13 protein-coding genes are annotated in these 17,326 nt (G+C 68.8%); 5 read left to right on the top strand and 8 right to left on the bottom strand.

The features are described from left to right. Positions 1 to 82 precede the first annotated feature (82 nt). From BSF38_RS22170 to BSF38_RS22155, 4 genes are all read left to right on the top strand, one after another. On the top strand, positions 83 to 1,231 hold the full coding sequence (locus tag BSF38_RS22170; protein WP_076349310.1) for an IS110 family RNA-guided transposase: 1,149 nt from the start codon (positions 83 to 85) through the stop codon (positions 1,229 to 1,231). Positions 1,232 to 1,391: 160 nt separating this feature from the next. Then, on the top strand, positions 1,392 to 2,339 hold the full coding sequence (locus BSF38_RS22165; protein ID WP_076349308.1) for an MBL fold metallo-hydrolase: 948 nt from the start codon (positions 1,392 to 1,394) through the stop codon (positions 2,337 to 2,339). A 16-nt stretch (positions 2,340 to 2,355) separates the two neighbouring features. Beyond that, the gene (locus tag BSF38_RS22160; RefSeq protein WP_076349306.1) at positions 2,356 to 3,123 is read left to right on the top strand and encodes a UDP-2,3-diacylglucosamine diphosphatase; all 768 of its coding nucleotides are present in this window, start codon (positions 2,356 to 2,358) and stop codon (positions 3,121 to 3,123) included. Then, the gene (locus tag BSF38_RS22155; protein ID WP_076349304.1) at positions 3,120 to 3,758 is read left to right on the top strand and encodes a PHP-associated domain-containing protein; all 639 of its coding nucleotides are present in this window, start codon (positions 3,120 to 3,122) and stop codon (positions 3,756 to 3,758) included. Before BSF38_RS22160 ends, BSF38_RS22155 begins: the two co-directional genes overlap by 4 nt. Here the strand turns inward: BSF38_RS22155 and BSF38_RS22150 are convergent. From BSF38_RS22150 to BSF38_RS22120, 7 genes are all read right to left on the bottom strand, one after another. Then, complete coding sequence (locus tag BSF38_RS22150; protein ID WP_076349302.1) at positions 3,736 to 4,851, bottom strand: rhomboid family intramembrane serine protease; 1,116 nt, start codon at positions 4,849 to 4,851, stop codon at positions 3,736 to 3,738. The two genes, BSF38_RS22155 and BSF38_RS22150, sit on opposite strands and share 23 nt — an antisense overlap. Before the next feature lie 56 nt (positions 4,852 to 4,907). Further along, a complete protein-coding gene (locus BSF38_RS22145; RefSeq protein WP_076349300.1) occupies positions 4,908 to 5,474 on the bottom strand; it encodes a DUF1802 family protein in 567 nt (188 codons plus the stop codon). Continuing rightward, positions 5,471 to 6,469 carry an NAD(P)H-dependent glycerol-3-phosphate dehydrogenase gene (locus BSF38_RS22140; RefSeq protein WP_257787854.1) on the bottom strand — a complete coding sequence of 333 codons (999 nt, stop codon included), beginning with the start codon at positions 6,467 to 6,469 and terminating at the stop codon, positions 5,471 to 5,473. The genes BSF38_RS22145 and BSF38_RS22140 overlap by 4 nt, the downstream gene beginning before the upstream one ends. A gap of 135 nt (positions 6,470 to 6,604) precedes the next feature. Beyond that, positions 6,605 to 7,930, bottom strand: coding sequence for a (Fe-S)-binding protein (locus BSF38_RS22135; protein WP_099092014.1), 1,326 nt, complete (start codon positions 7,928 to 7,930; stop codon positions 6,605 to 6,607). Between the two features lie 30 nt (positions 7,931 to 7,960). Then, positions 7,961 to 9,232, bottom strand: a complete 1,272-nt coding sequence (locus BSF38_RS22130) for an FAD-binding oxidoreductase (RefSeq protein ID WP_076349296.1) — start codon at positions 9,230 to 9,232, stop codon at positions 7,961 to 7,963. Next, positions 9,229 to 10,164 carry a hypothetical protein gene (locus tag BSF38_RS32205; protein WP_076351291.1) on the bottom strand — a complete coding sequence of 312 codons (936 nt, stop codon included), beginning with the start codon at positions 10,162 to 10,164 and terminating at the stop codon, positions 9,229 to 9,231. The genes BSF38_RS22130 and BSF38_RS32205 overlap by 4 nt, the downstream gene beginning before the upstream one ends. A gap of 151 nt (positions 10,165 to 10,315) precedes the next feature. Then, entirely contained in the window at positions 10,316 to 11,788 is a 1,473-nt protein-coding gene (locus tag BSF38_RS22120) for an FAD-linked oxidase C-terminal domain-containing protein (protein WP_076349294.1), read from the bottom strand. A gap of 333 nt (positions 11,789 to 12,121) precedes the next feature. Between BSF38_RS22120 and BSF38_RS22115 the strand changes: the two genes are divergently transcribed. Continuing rightward, positions 12,122 to 13,411: a glycosyltransferase gene (locus BSF38_RS22115; RefSeq protein ID WP_083713245.1), complete on the top strand. Its 1,290-nt coding sequence runs from the start codon at positions 12,122 to 12,124 to the stop codon at positions 13,409 to 13,411. 6 nt (positions 13,412 to 13,417) lie between these two features. On the opposite strand, the gene BSF38_RS22110 is transcribed toward BSF38_RS22115, so the two are convergent. Further along, entirely contained in the window at positions 13,418 to 17,272 is a 3,855-nt protein-coding gene (locus BSF38_RS22110; RefSeq protein ID WP_145952270.1) for a HEAT repeat domain-containing protein, read from the bottom strand. Positions 17,273 to 17,326: the final 54 nt, after the last annotated feature.

Here is a 17,326-nt window from a genome sequence, read left to right as displayed (position 1 = left end):
AGAAGAAACTGCTTTACGCCCCGAGGTCGTCCCACCGGCTCGGACTGCTTCGTTTCCGACCACTCGAGTTGGAGGGGACGTCATGGACATCGTTCACGATCGCTGCGCCGGGCTCGACGTCCACAAGAAGACCGTCGTCGCCTGCGTCCGCCACATCAACCCCGACGGCTCGGTCGCCTCGGTGGTCCACACCTTCGGCACGATGACCGCGGACTTGCTGGCCCTGGCCGACTGGCTCGACGCCCACGGCGTCCGCGAGGTCGCCATGGAGAGCACGGGCGTCTACTGGAAGCCGATCTTCCACATCCTGGAAGGGCGGTTCAACGTGATGCTGGTCAACGCCGGCCGGCTCAAGCAGGTCCCCGGCCGCAAGACCGACGTCAAGGACGCCGAGTGGATCGCCCAGTTGCTCCAGCACGGCCTGCTGTCGCCCAGCTTCATCCCCAAGCCGGAGATCCGCGAGCTTCGCGACCTGACCCGGCAGCGCACCGAGTTGGTCCGCGACCGCGCCGCGGTGGCCAATCGCCTCCAGAAGACGCTGGAGGACGCCAACGTCAAGCTGGGGTCGGTGGCCAGCGACGTCCTGGGGGCCTCGGGGCGCGCCATGATCCGGGCGATCATCGACGGCCAGGACGACCCGGAGAAGCTGGCCGATCTGGCCAAGCAGCGGCTCCGGGGCAAGATCCCCGAGCTGAGGCGGGCGCTGTTGGGCCGGGTCACCGACCACCACCGCTTCGTGCTCCGGCTGCTGACGGATCAGATCGACGCGTTGGAACGCCTGATCGAGCGGCTGGACGAGCGGATCGACGAGGCCATGAGGCCGTTCGACGAGGCGGCGGGCCGGCTCCAGGGGATCCCCGGAGTGGGGGATCGGGCGGCGGAGGTGATCGTGGGGGAGATCGGGCCGGACGTGGAGTCGTTCCCGACCGCGGGCCACCTCTGCTCCTGGGCGGGGCTGTGCCCGGGCAACGACCAAAGCGCCGGCAAACGCCGCAGCGGCAAGACGACCAAGGGGAGTCCGTGGCTGCGTTCGCTCCTGGTGCAGTCGGCGTGGTCGGCCAGCCACGCCAAGAACACCGCCTTCAGCATCTGCTACCGTCGATGGGTCCCACGACTCGGGAAAAAGAAGGCTCTGATCGCCGTGGCGCACAAGATCCTGGTGGTGATCTGGCACCTGCTCAAGAACGGGGCCGACTACCGCGAACGCCAACTACCAGCCCCTGCAGCCTGACACATGGCCCGGAAGATTTTCAGAAGAAGCCAATAACCGGGGGCGCCGAGCGGCGGACAAAGGCGATCGGGCTTGTTCGCCGGGCGGGGGTCTCATTACACTTGGCCCTTTACGGATGGCTCTCGGGGGCTGCCGGTGCCGGACCGGGGTGGAACCTGTCATGACCTTCCAGTTCGCTATGCTCGGGAGCGGCTCGAGGGGCAACTCGGCGCTGTTCAGCCACGAATCCGCGGGCCTGCTGATCGACGTCGGGCTCGGCCCGCGCGTGCTGGCCGATCGGCTCAACAGCGTCGGATCGGACTGGTCGCGGATCAACGCGGTCGTCCTGACCCACACCCACGGCGACCATGTCGACACCGGCTCGTTCAAGGGGATGGCCAAACGAGGGATCGCCCTCTACTGCCACGAGGGACACCGCGAGAACCTGAACGGCGACGGCGGTTTCGAGGCCCTCGACCGTCTGGGTCTGGTCCGGCACTATGATGAACGGCCGTTCCTGGCGCCCAGCGGGTTCCGGGTCGAGCCGATCACGGCCTGGCACGACGGCGGACCCACCTACGGATTTCGGCTCGAAGCCGGCATGGGCCTCAAGCGGCGCGGGGTGGCCGTCGGCTACCTTGCCGACACCGGCACCTGGTGCGACGCGACGGCCGACGCGCTGGCCAACGTCGACGTCCTGGGGATCGAGTTCAACCACGACGTGGCGTTGCAACAAGGGTCGGGCCGGAGCCCCGCCCTGATCGCGCGGAACCTGGGGGATCGCGGCCACCTCTCGAACCGGCAGGGGGCCGCCCTGGTCGCCTCGATCCTCGAACGCTCCCGACAGGATCGGGTCAGCCACCTGGTTCTGCTCCACCTGAGCGAGCAGTGCAATTCGCCGGAACTGGCGCTGCGGTCGGCCTGCGACGCGGTCCGGGAAAGCGGTCGGCAGGTGTTGGTCCACGCGGCTCGACAGGCGCCGGCGCATCCCGACCTCCGGTTCAAACCGACACGGTCGTCGTTCGATTGGAAAGCCAGCCTCGCCGGCGCGGGTCGTTCGAAAGCGGCCGGGCGATCGACGCGCGAGGTCGTCGGCCTGCTGCCAGGCCTGAATCTGGAGATCGCTTGACGGCCGGAGATCGTTTGTGAGCGACTACTTCCTCAGCGACGTCCATCTCCGCTCCGACCGCCCCGAGCGCGGCCAGCGGCTCGCTCGGTTCGCGGAACGGCTGAAACCCGACGACCGACTGGTGATCGTCGGCGACCTCTGCGACTTCTGGATGGGCTCGCGCGAGAGCAACGAACAGCTCATCCAGTCCCCCGGAATCCAAGCCCTCGCCGCCTTCCGCCAGGCCGGCGGAACCCTGGAAATCCTGGCCGGCAACCACGACCACTGGCTCTGCCCGTTCTACGAACAAAGGCTCGGGGCGACGATCGCCTCAGAGCCTTATTCTTTGGTGTCCAACGGCTTACGCCTTCACCTGGTCCACGGGCACCTGCTAGGCGCCCGGCGGAAATGGAAGTCGTTCCTGGAGTCGCGCGAGTTCTTCGGGGGGTTCGGACTGGTGCCCTCGCCGGTCGCCCGGGGGCTCGACGCGGTCCTGGAGGCCAAGAACCAGCGCGGGCTGGCCGACGACGAGCACCGGCACATGGCGGTCTATCGCGAGTACGCCGCCCGACTCCGCGACCAGGCCGACGTGGTGGTTTTCGGCCATGTCCACCGGGCGATCGACGAGCCGGGCCCTCCCAGGCTGATCGTCCTGGGAGGCTGGCAGCACCGGATCAGCTTCCTCAAGATCGACGCCGCAGGCGCAAGTTTCACCATCGAGAGCGGTGGACCGGACAAATCGCCGGCCGCCTCGGGCTCGTCGACGAGCCCGTCACCCCATCAGCCGAGCCGCACAGCAACATGAAATTCGACCACCACTTGCATACATCCCGCCACTCTCCCGACAGCATCATGGACCCCTTGAAAATGATCAAACAGGCCCGCGCCGTGGGCCTGGACGGAGTCGTCATCACCGAGCACGACTACCAGTGGGATGCCGACGAGCTGGCCGAACTGGCGAGTCGGGCCGACGGTCTGAAGGTCTTCTCGGGAGTCGAGGTCTCGGCCCGCGAGGGGCATTTCTTGGTTTATGGACTGCCGGATCTGACCGACGCCGGGCCGGGGATCGCCCTCAGCGACCTGCTGCGGCTGGTCGACCGCCACCAGGCGGCGGTGGTCGCGGCCCATCCGTTCCGCTGGAGCCAGCCGTTCGACGCGATCGTCGCCCAGCACGGGCCGGTCTTCCACGGCGTCGAGTACGTCAGCAACAACGTCACGCCGGAGACCCGGAGCCTCGCCGACGCCCTGCTGCGGACCACCCCCATGCCCGCCACCGGATCGAGCGACGCCCACGACGTGGAGACCCTCGGATGTTACTACAGCGAGTTCGAGGCCCCCATCGAGTCGATGGCCGACTTCGTGGCGGCCCTCCGCAAAGGGGCCGTGAGGCCGAGGCACCGCCAGGGCAAGGTCCGGCTCAGCTCGGGACCCGTCGACTGACGGCCGACGGCTCGTCGCGTTTTCCTGATTTCCGCTGGTAGTCCCAGAACGCCCGCTGCCGCGCGTTCAGCTCGCCCCGCTGATGCTTCTGAACAATCGCCAGGTCGTCGCGGAAGGCCTTGGTCTCGGCCTCGGTGAGCTTCCGCTCCGCCGCCTGAACGGCCAGCGCGTGCAAGCGCTGGTACGAGGCGGTCGTCGGCGGGCGGTCGAGGGCCGCGGCCTGCGACTCCAGAACCCGTGCGATGAGCCGGCCGTCGCCCCCCTGCTCGGCCCACTGTCGGAGGACCTGAATCAACCGCATCGTCCTGGTCGATTCGTCGAGCCTCGCGCGGATCTCGCGACCGAGCCGGAGCTGGGCCTCCTGGCGGTCGGACCTCGCCTGGGCGAAAACGCTGGCGACGATCACCAGGCTGGTCGCGACTCCCACGCCCCAGGCCCCGGGCCGACCGCGTCGGGCCAGCATGCTTCGATGGGTTAAACCGAGTGGTAGGCCGATGAGCGCTCCCCCCGCATGCCCCCAGTTGTCGATGTACCGAGGAAAGGCGATCCCCAGCGCGCCCGTGATAGCCAGGGCCTTGACCATCTGCCACGTCAGGTCGCGGTCGCGGCCCGAACGGGACCGCCAGCCCGCCGTGGCGCAGAAGCCGATGAGACCCATGATGACCACCGAACCTCCGCCCGAGTGCACGAGCGGATTGGACCCCAGGCCGTACCGGACCATCGCCGAGAGCAGGTTGCCGCCGACCCCGGCGGCCCCGTAGATCGCCACTAACTGCCACGAGCCGTACCACGATTCCAGCAGCGTCCCCAGGATGTAGAACGCGAACAGGTTCATGCCGATGTGGATGAGGCTGTAATGGACGAAATTACATGTCATCAACCGCCAGACTTCGCCGTTGGACAGGTCGCGCAGGGTGAGGTCGCCGAAGCGGTGGGCCTCGCCGATGCCGAGCACGGCCAGTCGCCAGAACGTCGGCGGGGCGACGCCGTACCGCGCGACGACCATGGCCGCGAAGACGGCGATCCAGCTCGCACAGAAGACGGCCGTCGCCGGGTAGTCCCGAATTTCTCGAGCCGCGGTGCGGAGAATCATGCCGGTCCCAATGGATCGTGTCGAACGTGTCAAGGACGCCTCGCACGCCGGGGGGGTCATCCGAGGACGGCCCGCAAAGCCTCGCGCCGCCGCTCCCACGCCTCGTCGTCGAGCACCGGCGCGAGGCCGGCCGTCGGCAACGGCGGGATGAGCTCGACCCAGGTCTTGCAGCCAAGCTGCTCGGGCGTCGCGATCAGGCTCGTCGGCCGCTCGCGGGCCCAGACCCGGACCACCAACGCCCACAGGCCGGGATTTCGATACTGGAATCGCTTATGGACGGTCTCGGAGGTCCACACATGAAACTCTTCGAGCGCGTCCAGGTCGTCCTCGCGGTCGATGCGGCGGACCGAGTCGACCGCCGCGAGGGCGCGGATGGCGACTTCTCCAGGATCGCCTCCCGGAGCAGGCCGCTCGTCCCCGGTCCGCAAGCCTTGCTGGGCCTCGTGGAGGTGGGTCGGGTAGAGCCAGAAGAACGGGTGCTCCGGCGTGAAGCCGCCCGGCCCCTCGGCGATTCCCCCCTTGCGGAGAATGACGGTCTGGGCGCCGGCGGCCAGGGCGTTGCAGACCCCGCTCCATTCCTTGAAGCCGACGCCGCACGACTTGGGGAGGTCGATTTCGCTCATGATTCCCATTCATCCTTGGGCATGCGGACCATGAGATCGACGACCGCCGCTCGGGCGTTCTTGCCCTCGAACAGGACCGCGTGCAGCTCGCCGGTGATCGGCATATCGACGCCGGCTCGCGCCGCCAGGGCGTGGACGCTGCGGATCGTCGGTACGCCTTCGGCGACGTTTTCCATGCCTTCGAGGATCGCGGCCAGGGTCTCGCCCCGGCCGATCCGCTCACCGACCGACCGGTTGCGGCCGAACGGGCTGTAGCAGGTGGTAATCAGGTCGCCGACGCCGGCCAGGCCGTAGAAGGTCCCCTGGCGGGCGCCCAGATGGACCGCCAGCCGGGCGATTTCCGCGAGTCCCCGCGTCAGCATCGCGGCCTTGGCGTTGTCGCCGAAGCCGAGTCCGTCGCACACGCCCGCCGCGATCCCCAGGATGTTCTTGAGAGCCCCGGCGAGTTCGACGCCCAGGGCGTCGGAATTCGTGTAGATCCGGAACGACTCATGACTGAACGCCCGCTGAACGGCCTCGCACAACGGCTGCGACGAGCCCGCGACCACGACCGACGCCGGCAACCCCCGCGCCAGCTCCTCGGCGTGGCTGGGGCCGCTGAGAATCGCGACCGGCCGAGGCCCGAGCGCCTCGACGATGATCTGGCTGGGCCGGGCGAAGCTGCCGAACTCGATCCCCTTGACCACGCTGAGCACCGGCGTATCCGCCGCGACGGCCGGCGCAACCCGCGACAGGCAGTCGCGCAGGTACACCGACGGCACCGCCGCCAGGATCAGCTCGGCGTCCTGGAGGGCCTCCTCGGCGTCTCCGACCACGCGGATCGACTCGGGGACGCGGATCTCGGGCAGGTGTCGCCGGTTGCACCGCGACTCGGCGATCGCGCGGGCGTGCTCGGGGTCGCGAACCCAGAGGCGGACGTCGCCGGCCGACCTGGCGAAAACCATCGCCATCGCCGTCCCCATCCCTCCGCCACCCAGTACCGCAATACGATTCATCATGCTCGCCAACGCGCCGAGGTCGATTCACCGGCCGCCCCAAGGCCGCCCGGTGGGTCAAAAGATCATTATAAGCAGACGGCCGCGACCGAGACAGGGGACGCGGTCACTCCCGGTCGAGATCGCCCCCGAATCTCATTCGCCGCGGTACGCGCGGTCAAGCAGCTCGACGGGGTGGACGACCTCGATCGCCGCGCCTCGCTCCTTGATCTTGCGGGCGATCTGAAGGATGCAGCCGACGTTGCCCGTGGCGACGACCTGGGCGCCGGTCGCCTCGATGTGGTCCATCTTGCGTCGGCCCAGCCGCTCCGACATCTCGGGCTGGGTCAGGTTGTAGGTGCCGGCCGCGCCGCAGCACAGCTCGGATTCCTCCAGCGGCGTCAGTTCGAGGCCTGGTATCATGGCGAGGAGCTGGCGGGGCTGGCTGCGGATCTGCTGCGCGTGGCAGAGGTGGCAGGCGTCGTGGTAGGTCGCCCGGATCGGGACCGCGTGCGTGGGGGGGATCGGGCCGAGGGCGACGAGGAACTCCGAGACGTCCTTGACCTTGGCGACGAACCGGGTCGCCTGATCGTGCTCGGCGGCGGAGAGGATGTGGGCGTAGTCCTTGAACATCGCCCCGCAGCCGGCCGCGTTGACCACGATCGCGTCGAAGTCGTCGGGATTGAACGTCTTCATGTTTTGACGGGCCAGCGCGAGCGCCGGCGCCTCGGCGCCCGAGTGGTAATGGATCGCCCCGCAGCAGCCCTGCCCCTTGGGGATGACGACTTCGCAGCCGTTCTGCTGGAGCACCCGCGCGGTGGCGGCCGTCGTTTCGGGGTACATGGCGTCGGCGACGCAGCCCAGAAACAGGGCCACCCGGGCGCGCTTCGGGCCGATTGGGGGCAAGACCTCGGGAAGCCGGGAGGGCGAGCCCGACAGCCGGGGGAGCATCGCCTCCATCCGTCGCAAGGTCGGGGGGAGCAGCCGGAGCACGCCGGACCGCTCGGCCAGGTCGAGGACGCCCAGCTTCTGGAGCCAGCGCGCCGGCAACAGGGCGGCCTTGACCCGGCCGGCGTAGGGGAACAGATGATGGAGGATCAGCCGCTGGAGCAGGCTCGTGCGATCGCCGGGCGGGGCGTCCTTCTGCATCGCGATCTTGTACGGCTCGATCAGCTTGCCATACTGGACGCCCGACGGGCAGGCCGACTCACAAGCCCGGCAGTCGAGGCACAGATCAAGGTGCCGGCGAACGTCGGGGCCCATCGCCAGGCGGCCGTCGGTCACGGCGCGCATCAGGTAGATCCGCCCGCGCGGGCTGTCGTTCTCGTCGCCGGTCTCGACGTACGTGGGACAGCTCGCGGTGCAGAGCCCGCAGTGGACGCATTCCTGGAAGTGACGGTACTCGATCCGCTCGGCCAGCCACTCCAGGTCGACCCCGGGGTTGAGCGCATGGTCTCGGTCCGTCGTCTTCGCCTCCGTCATCGAACAGTGCCTCGCAACGCGAATTCGGTGTCAGATGTCGCCCACGAACCGGCCCGGGTTCATCAGGCCCCGGGGGTCGAGCGCCTGCTTGACGCGCCGGGCCAGCGCCCAGTCGGCCCGAGGCTCGCCCCAGACGCGCAGGCGGTCTTTCCAAGCGGTCGGACAACGGGCGACGATCAGGTTGCCGCCGTCGCGGACGGCCGCGGCCCGGCGCGCGTCGATCTCGCGAGCGGCCTGATCCTCGGTGCATTCCCCGATCGCCTGCATCCGGACGACGCCGTTGCCGGCGTGCGCCTGGACGGCCCATCGTTCGGGGTCGAGATCGCCGACGAACGCGGCGACTCGCGAAGGTCTCAGGTTGGCGACGCAGCCGATCGGCCCCGGCTCACCGGCCTGGAACTCGATCAGAGCCGACCAGAGAGACTCCGACCCGGCGTCCCGGAAAACCTCGAAATCGAGTCCCCCGAAGTCCGTTCCGAGGCGGTCGATCTGCCAGTTGACGGAATCGACGCCGTCCTCCAGGCCGACGGCCAGGACCCACGAGTCGGCCGCGGCGCCCGCCGCTCCGCCAATGATTCGCGAGGCGGCCGGATTGAGCAGCTCGATCGCGACGGGCCGGGTCGCCGACGTGTCGAAAGCCGCGAGCAGCGCGTCGATCCGGCCGACGTCCGGGACGCGTAGCCAGACGAGGGCCGAGGCTTCAGGGAGCGGCCGGACTTTGAGGGTCAATTGGGTGATGACCCCGAGCGTCCCCATCGAGCCGGTCAGGAGCTTCGGGAAGTCGTAGCCGGCGACGTTCTTGACGACGCGGCCGCCCCCTTTGACCGCGACCCCTTCGGAGGTCACGAACGAGACGCCGATGATCTGGTCGCGCGGACGCCCCAGACCGAAGCGTCGCGGCCCGCTGGCGTTGGTCGCGTAGACGCCCCCGAGCGTGGCCCGATCGGCCTGGGGGACGTCGATCAAGAGCCGCTGGCGGTGCTCGCCCAGGATCGAGCGCAACGCCGCGACGGTCGCCCCCGCCTGGATCGTGATCGTCATGTCGGCGTGGGGGTAGTCGATCACCTGGTTCAAGCCCGTGACGTCGATCGCCGCGCCCGGTCGGCCCGGGGGACGGCCGTAGTGGAGTGCCGTCCTCCCACCTTGGGGATAGATGGCTCGACCGGCTTCCGCCTGACCGCGCACGACCTCGCAGACCTCGTCCACCGTCCGGGGATGCAACGTCTCGGTCGCCCAGCGGCCGTCGCCGAGCGGACCGGCCCCGGGGGCCTCGGGCCATCCGGCCTCTTCGTCTCGATTCAAGACTCTCGCTCCGTAGCCTGGCTCTCCGCGTTCGAGTAGAAGCGGACGTCTTCGCCCGAGATGATCCGCTCGACCATCTCCTGGACCGCGCGGATCGAGCCGATGGTCGGCTCGTCGAAGGCGCCGGGCCAGGCTTCCGTCATCAAGACCTGGGATTCGAGCGACAGCCGGTGCAGCGCGTAGGCGAGCCGGCGGTCGAGCCCTTCCAGGCTTCGGTTCTCTTCCTCCAGCAGGCGAAGCGCCGCGAGCAGCTCGGCGGTTCTGGCGGCCGAAGGCGGTTCGCCCCGACGCAGGCAGGGGAGGAAGCCTTGCGCGTCGGCGTCGCCGGGCGCGACATGGTTCCAGACGACGTCCAGGGCTCGACCATCGATCACTTCGGGGACCATCCTCTCGGAAACGACGGGCTCGACGAACCGCTGCCGCGTCTCGATGCGTATCGTCAACGGCTCGACGGCCGCTTCCCCGTCGTGATCCTCCGAGGACGACTCTCCGGCCTCGTCGGGGCCGGAGAGATCCGGGAGGAAGGCGATGGGGACGGTCAACTCGGGGAACGTGTCGGCCTCGTCGTCGGAGCGGTCGTCCGAGGCTCGCGGGTCTCGGGATTCGAGCTGGTTGCGCCATTCGGCGAGGTACTGCGGATCTTGAGCGATCTCCTTCAGCCCTTCGAGCGGCCCGCGCTGGACTTCGAGGTCGGCGACCTGCCGGCTGACGCGCTCGTTTTCGAGGGCGTGGGCCAGGAGTCGCGTGCAGTACTCTTGGATGGTCGGTACGTTCGCAAGCTCGGCCAGCTCCTCGGCGAGGTCGAGGAGGCTGCCCGGCAGGTAGACGGTCAGGCGTTGCGTCTCGTCCTCGTAGCCCGGCAGCTTATGCTCCCCCGAACGAAAGACCGGGGGCAAGCGTCGCCACCGCGAGAATCGGTTTCGCTCGGTCACGTTCCCCATGCCTTTCGGACGACCGACCCTTCCCAACGAAAGCGCGACCGGGCCCGCCAAGGCCCGCGACCACTCCTCTCATATGATACCTCCGAAACGCGTCGAGGCGAGAGCCTTGGGCCGAATCGTGGTCCGTCCGGGCCGAGGGGCCTCAGGCCGAGGCCCGGCGGCCGGGGCTTGCGCGCTCGATGCAATGGCCGCCGGTCGGCAGCAGCTTCGACGGGCTGCAACGGCCGTCGGGATTGAAGGCGTCGCGGACGGCGGCCATCGCCGCGAGGTCGTCCGGGGTGAACAGCTTGGGCATCATGGCCATCTTCTCGACGCCGATCCCGTGCTCGCCGGTGACGCTGCCCCCCAGGCGGATGCACTCTTCGAGGATCTCGTGGCTGGCCTCGAGCACGCGTTTGACCTGGTCGGGATCGCGCTCGTCGAACATGAGGATCGGGTGGATGTTGCCGTCGCCGGCGTGAAAGACGTTGGCGATGCGGATGTCGTACCGCTTCGACACGCCTTCCATGAATCGGAGAATGTTTGGCAGCATCGTCCGGGGGACGACGCCGTCCTGGGTGCAGAACGTCGGGCTGACGCGGCCGATGGCGCCGAAGGCCGACTTGCGGCTCTTCCAGATCGCCATGTACTCGGGCTCCTTGCGGGTCCGCCAGGCGATCGCCTTGTCAACCTTCCCGCCGTGGGCGTGGACGACCTCGGTGATGGCCTGGGCCTCGCGGTCCATCGCGGCCTCGACGCCGTCGACCTCCATGATGAGCACCGCGCCGGCCTCTACCGGGAAGCCGAAGTGGAACGCATCCTCGACGGCCCGGACCATAATATTGTCGAGCATCTCGAGCGCGGCGGGAACGATGCCGGCGGCGATGATCCCGCTGACGGCCTCGGTGGCCGACTCGACGCTGTCGAAGACGCCGAGGAGCGTCCGGCCCCCTTCGGGATTGCGGGTCAGGCCGACGATCACCTTGGTGACGATCCCGAAGGTCCCCTCGCTGCCGACCACGAGCCCGGTCAGGTCGTAGCCGGGATCGTCCTCGGCCACGCCGCCGATCTGGACGACCGAGGCGTCGGGCAGGACGATCTCGACGCCCCGGACGTGGTTGACGGTCACGCCGTACTTGAGCGTGTGCGGCCCGCCGGCGTTGGTCGCCACGTTGCCGCCGATCGTGCAGGCCGTCTGGCTCGACGGATCGGGCGCGAAATGGACGCCGGTCCCCGCCAGCGCCCGGGTCAGCCAGACGTTGACCGCGCCCGGCTCGACGATCGCGTACCGGTCGCGGGCGTTGATTTCGAGGATGCGCTTCATCCGGGTCAGGCAGATCATCACCCCGCCGCCGACCGGGAGCGTCCCCCCGGCGAGGCTGGTTCCCGCGCCTCGCGGAACGAACGGAACGTCATGCGCGTTGCAGACCTTGACAATCGCGACGACGTGCTCGGTGGACGTCGGGAAGACGACCACGTCGGGAACCTTCTTCTCGATCACGTAGCCGTCGCACTCGTAGACCAGCAGCTCGTCGTGATGATTCAGAATGTTCTCTGGTCCCACGACGGCCCTCAAATCGGCGAGCAGCCGAGAAGCCGTCGAGGCGGTCGCTGGTTGTGCGGCGGTCGCGGACATCAGAGGGTTTTCCTCGCCAGAAATCGATCCAGGACGGAAGCCGCGATGATGCGGCGCGTATCGAGGCTCCATCGTACTCGTCTCAAACGATCGTCGCCACGTCGGGCTCGGGCGTCGTCATTGCCGTCTTGCCCAATCTGGGGGGATCGGGTATTTTCCGGCCCTTCCGATCGCTGGAGGAGGGTCTCTTCCCGCGAGCGCGGCCGCCTAGAGCTTACACCACGTCGCAACCAGGCCGGGCTTTCGAGGAACTTGGATCGAGCGAGGCGATGCGCCCCAGGAGGGGTCGTCGCGCCTCGCGACACGACGCGAACACCACACGAGGAGGCCGGCATGGACGCCAGCAGCCGCGGGGCGACGCCCGGCGCGAGAATTTCCGAGTTCACGGCTTCGGCTTCGGCTTCGGTCACGTCCGAAGACCTCCCGCCGGCGCTTCAGGGATTGCGGGTCGCCCTCGTCCACGACTGGCTGACCGGCATGCGCGGCGGCGAGAAATGCCTGGAAGTGCTCTGTCGAGCCTTCCCCCGCGCCACGCTCTATACGCTGATCCACCGCAAGGGCTCGACGAGCCCCGCCATCGAGTCGATGGCGATCCGGACGTCGCCGCTTCAGGGCGTGCCGGGGGTGTTCCGCTACTACCGGCACCTGCTGCCGCTCATGCCCGCCGCGGCCGGCCGGTGGAAGCTCAAAAACGTCGACCTCGTCGTCAGCCTGAGCCACTGCGTCGCGAAATCGGTGCAGGCGCCGCCGGGCGTGCCGCACGTCTGCTATTGCTTCACGCCGATGCGATACGCCTGGCAGGGGCGCGAAGCCTACCTGGAAAGCTGGTCGGACCGGCCGATCCGGCGCGTGATGGCCCGGTCGCTGCTCAACCGCCTGCGCGACTGGGACCGCGACACCTCGAAGCGCGTCAGCGACTTCGTGGCGATCTCCGAGACGATCCGCGACCGGATCGCCGGCTGTTACCACCGCGACAGCCACGTCATTCCGCCGCCGGTCGACACCGACTTCTACGACCCGGCCCCCGACCCGACGCCGCGTGAAGACTTCTACCTCATCGTCTCGGCCCTCGTCCCCTACAAGCGGGTCGATCAGGCGATCGACGCCTGCAACCGATCGGGGCGACGGCTCGTGATCATCGGCGCGGGGCCGGAACGGGCGCGGCTGGAAGCGCTCGCCGGACCGACCGTGACGTTCCTGGGGTGGCAGTCGGACCAATCCATCCGCGACCACTACCGGCGGTGTCGGGCGTTGATTTTCCCGGGTGAGGAAGACTTCGGGATCGTGCCCGTCGAGGCCCTCGCCTGCGGCGCGCCGGTGATCGCGCTGAGGCGTGGAGGCGTGGCCGAGACCGTCGACGACGCCTTCGGCCGGCTGTATCCGGAACCCACGGCCGACGCCCTAGGCGCGGCCGTCGACGGCTGGGAGGCCGATGGTCGTCCTCATGACCCGGCCCTCGCCCGCCGCCGCGCCGAGCTTTACTCGCTGCCGGTCTTCCGGCGGCGGCTGCTCGATTTGCTCGCCGATGTGGCGTCGGGGAACGGCCGCCCGAGCGGCATCCCCCGTCCCCACATCGCCGCTCAGCCCGCGCCGAGGAGTCATCCCCGGCGCGTTCACGGCTGAGCCTCGTTACGGTTTCGCGGCCGCCGGAGCGGCGACGCGCGGGATCGACTCGAACAGGGCGATCAGGTCGGCGACGTCCTGATACTCAAGGGTGTTGAGCAGCCCCTCGGGCATGACCGACGTGGGCGACGGCTTCTGCTCGTCGATCTCGCTCTTGGGGATCGTGACCTTCGAGCCGTCGGACAGCAGGAGCACCAGGTTCGGGCCGTCGGTGACGATCGGCATGCCGCTGACGATGCGGCCGTCGCCGGTGGCGACGACAACGGTCTTGTACTGGTCGGAGATGACCTTCGAAGGCGCGACGATCGAGTCGAGGATGTCGGCCGGCTGGAACCGGCTGTTGACGGTCGACAGGTCGGGACCGAGCCCCTGCCCCTTGTCGCCGAACTTGTGGCAGTCGAGGCAACGGATGCGCGCCAGGACCAGCTCCCCGCGCTGGGGCGAGGCCGACTTCATCAGGCCGGACTGGAGCACGTTCTTGACGAGCTGCGGCAGGTCGTAGTTGTGGGTCTTGGCCTCGGCGTCGGCCGCGAGCGACGGGCCGTTGGGGTAACGGGTCTTGTAGGCCGCTTCCCAGGCGGCGAGTTCGGCCGGGAACGGAGCCGAGTCGGCCGAGGCCGGCTTGCCGGTCCAGCGCGCGGCCAGCTTGCGAACCAACGGCTGCGTCTGAGGGGTCGCGCGACGGGCCGCGCGGATCAGGTTGGCCAGCGGCTCGGGGGCGTCCGGTGCGACGTCGAGGTGGATCAGGGCGCCAAGGGCCATGGCCAGCGTGTTGTCGTCACGCGAGCCGAGAGCCTTCGTGAGGATCGGCAAGTCGTCGCGCTTCGGATGTGCGGCGATAGCGCGGACGAGCTGCTCGTGACGGCCCGAATCGGTCCCGTACAGGGCCTGCAAGGCGGCATGCGCCTCGGGGCTTGTACTACGACCGAGCGTCTCGATGATGATCGACTTCAGGTCGTCGACCTGAGGTCCGGCCGCCTGCTTCTGGACGAGCCGCCCGTAAAGCGCGGCCAGCGGCGCGATTCCCTTAACATCCTTCTCGACGTTCAGCTCGCGGGCCAGCACCCGTGTCGGGAACGGATACCGCTCACCCTCAGCCAGCAGACCGGCGCGCTCGTCGGCGTCAAAAAGCGCGACGAGCTCGGCGATCATGTTGTCGAGGTAGCCGAGGAAGCTGTAGCCGCCGTCCCAGACGCTCGCCTTCTCGAACCACTTCCAGAACCGCTTCTTGGAGTCGCGATCCCAGCCGCTCTTGATCGCCCGGAGGCAATAGGCGTCGTGAATCTGCGACGGCCTGTCGGCCACCTTGTCCTGATGGGCCAGGATGGCCTGAACGGCCTTGGGCTCGTCAAGGAAGGCCAGGAGCCGGCCGACCTCGCGATTGACGGGCGTGTCGACGCTGTCCGAGTACAGGCCGAGCAGCCGGAGAGCGAACTCCCGCGACGCCGCGGCCTCGCGCTTCTGAGGGCCGAGCAGGTACGTCACCTGGATCAGGCGGAGCAGGTCGAGCTGCTGATCGGAGCCGAGCGGCCCTCTCAGGAGGACGAGCTGCTGGTCGAGAAGGTCATCCTGAGCCGACTCATCGAGCTGGCTCGTCCGCACCAGCGCGAGCATCCCTTCGATCCTCGCCCGGGGCAAGCCGAGGCCCAGGATCGCGTCGCGATGCCGTGCAGGGCCGGCGTGCTCGATCGCGGTCCGGGCGGCGAATCGGAGGAACCGGTCGGAGTCGCCGAGCAGCGGCAAGAGAGCCGCCACCGGGATCGTCTCGGCCGGCTGCTGCATCAGGGATTCACAGGCGTGGCGGCGGACGAAGTCGTCTTGATCGCCGAGCGCGGCCGTGAGCGCCTGCCGGGCAGCGTCGGTCGTGTGGAAGCCGAGCAGACCGACGGCCCGCGAACGGACCTCGGGCTCGCGATCGGCGGCCAGGGCGATCAAGAGCTTCTCGGTCGGCGCGGGGCCGATCTGGCTCATGATCTCAAGGGCCCGAACGCGATGCCGGACGCCGTGCGCGCCGGAGCCGTTGCCGGCCACCTCGTTCAACCGACGTCCCCACTCGCCGGGATGCGCCGCGTGGAGCTTTTCGAGCGTGTGCTGCGAGAAGCTGGAGAGAGGCGAATCGATGTCGAGGGCCGTGACGAGGAAGTCGCCCTGAGTCGTGGCCGGCTCGACCGCTCGGGTCGGCTTGAGGCGGAAGAATCCGCCTTGCGTCGCGCGGCCGCCGGTCGAGAAGTACACGTTGCCGTCGGGGCCGGTCTCGATGTCGGTGCAGTTGAGCGGCTGGCCGGTGACCAGTTCGGTCGCCTTACCGCGGTACGACGCGCCGTCGCGGTCGAGCTTGATCGCCAGGATGCGTCCCTGCGACCAATCGCAGATCAGGAACTGGTCGCGATACGCTTCGGGGAACCGGCTCGCATTGTAGAACGTGACGCCGGTCGGGCTGCCACGACCGAGGTCGACGGTGGCCGGCAGGCTGTCGAAGTAGTACTCGGGCCAGTCGGCCGAGCCGGTCCGCCAGCCGAGATCCGCGCCGATCGGGCAGTGGTTGACGCGGACGGGGCGATACCAGGGGAGGCCGATGTCCCACTCCATGTCGCTGTCGAAGGTGAACAGCTCGCCCTGGCTGTTGAACGCCGAGTCATACTCGTTGCGGAACCCGCCGACGACGCGCTTCCAGGTCTTGCCCGAGTCGTCGCTGCGGGAGATCTCGCCGCCGGGCGCCTTGATGCCGACCGCGTGGCCGCGCGGGTCGCCGTAGTGCGGCAGCAGCTCGCCCTCGTACAGCACGTTCATCGGGCTGGCCGGGTCGATCGGCGGCTTCAGATGCGTATGGTTGCCGCTCGTGAAGTAGAGCTTGCCGTCGGGGCCGAGGTAGATCGAGTGCGGGCCGTGCTCGCCCATGCCGCCTTCCGAGCCGCGAATCAGCTCGGTCTGCTCGAACACGCCGTCGCGGTCCTTGTCGGCCAGGCGATAGATGCCCGCGCCCTCGGGGCCGTCGCCGACCGCGTACAGCAGATCCTTGTGGAAATAAAGGCCCTGGCAATTGTTCATCTTGGGCGTGATCGTCACCCGGCGGTCGTAGCGGCCGTCGTGGTCGTCGTCGATCAGCCGGGCGATCGGCCCGCGCTCGATCGAGACGCACGGAGCGCCGTTGTTATCGAACGTGAAGGCCACGACCGAGCCGGTCACCTGGGGCGTTCCGGCGGTCTCGACCTTGAAGCCCTCGGGGGTGGTGAACCGCTCGGCGGGGTCGCCCAGGCCGACGGTCAGCTTTCCCCACGGCGCGACGCCGAGCTGTCCCAGATCGACCGGCGCGACCCAGGCGGAGTCGTCGAAGGCGACCTGCTTCCAGCCATCGCCGGCAGGGACTGCGGCGCTCGTCTTCCAGGAGGAGTTCGTGTGGATGGGGACCCCCTGGCCGAGCGGCAGCACGCCGCCTCCGACGAGGAAGCCCGCCGCGCCTTTCTCCGCGTCCGTGTTCTTCGCCGAGGCCGCCAGCACGTGCGAGCCGGTCTCGATCTTCGTCTCCACCCGGACGCTCGTCTCCCAGTTTTCGCCTTCCGCCACCGGCTTGCCGTCGAGATAGAGCGTGAACGCGTTGTCGGCGGTCACGTCCAGGGCCAGCCGCGACGGCTCTTTGACGTGGAACACCTTGCGGAAGTACCGCGTCTCGGCTGGGAAGCTTTTCGAGCCGTCGGCCGCGGGATGCCAGATCCAGTGCGGAGGCGTCGCGCCCTCCTGGGCGTCGACCCGGACCGAGACGGCCAAGAGCAGGCCGAGGAGGGTGGCGATTCGCCATCCGCGCGAACGCCGCGCGCCGCGGATTGCGAGCGATGGAAGGTGACGGACGTCGTCAGGAACCATGCAATTCTCCGATTCGGGAACCACGGGAGGGAAATTGGGAGGGAAGGCGGGGGC

The organism is Paludisphaera borealis (assembly GCF_001956985.1).
In the GTDB taxonomy this organism is placed as follows: domain Bacteria; phylum Planctomycetota; class Planctomycetia; order Isosphaerales; family Isosphaeraceae; genus Paludisphaera; species Paludisphaera borealis.
The sequence above is the reverse complement of the archived record's forward strand: the minus strand, read 5'-3'. Positions and strand labels throughout refer to the sequence as shown.

Excerpts from the sequence above, each read along its gene's own strand:
- BSF38_RS22170 (WP_076349310.1), top strand. The coding sequence starts at position 83 with ATGGACATCGTTCACGATCGCTGCGCCGGGCTCGACGTCCACAAGAAG.
- BSF38_RS22135 (WP_099092014.1), bottom strand. The coding sequence starts at position 7,930 with ATGACGGAGGCGAAGACGACGGACCGAGACCATGCGCTCAACCCCGGG.
- BSF38_RS22150 (WP_076349302.1), bottom strand. The coding sequence starts at position 4,851 with ATGATTCTCCGCACCGCGGCTCGAGAAATTCGGGACTACCCGGCGACG.
- BSF38_RS22115 (WP_083713245.1), top strand. The coding sequence starts at position 12,122 with ATGGACGCCAGCAGCCGCGGGGCGACGCCCGGCGCGAGAATTTCCGAG.
- BSF38_RS22140 (WP_257787854.1), bottom strand. The coding sequence starts at position 6,469 with ATGAATCGTATTGCGGTACTGGGTGGCGGAGGGATGGGGACGGCGATG.
- BSF38_RS22120 (WP_076349294.1), bottom strand. The coding sequence starts at position 11,788 with ATGTCCGCGACCGCCGCACAACCAGCGACCGCCTCGACGGCTTCTCGG.
- BSF38_RS22155 (WP_076349304.1), top strand. The coding sequence starts at position 3,120 with ATGAAATTCGACCACCACTTGCATACATCCCGCCACTCTCCCGACAGC.
- BSF38_RS22165 (WP_076349308.1), top strand. The coding sequence starts at position 1,392 with ATGACCTTCCAGTTCGCTATGCTCGGGAGCGGCTCGAGGGGCAACTCG.
- BSF38_RS22110 (WP_145952270.1), bottom strand. The coding sequence starts at position 17,272 with ATGGTTCCTGACGACGTCCGTCACCTTCCATCGCTCGCAATCCGCGGC.
- BSF38_RS22145 (WP_076349300.1), bottom strand. The coding sequence starts at position 5,474 with ATGAGCGAAATCGACCTCCCCAAGTCGTGCGGCGTCGGCTTCAAGGAA.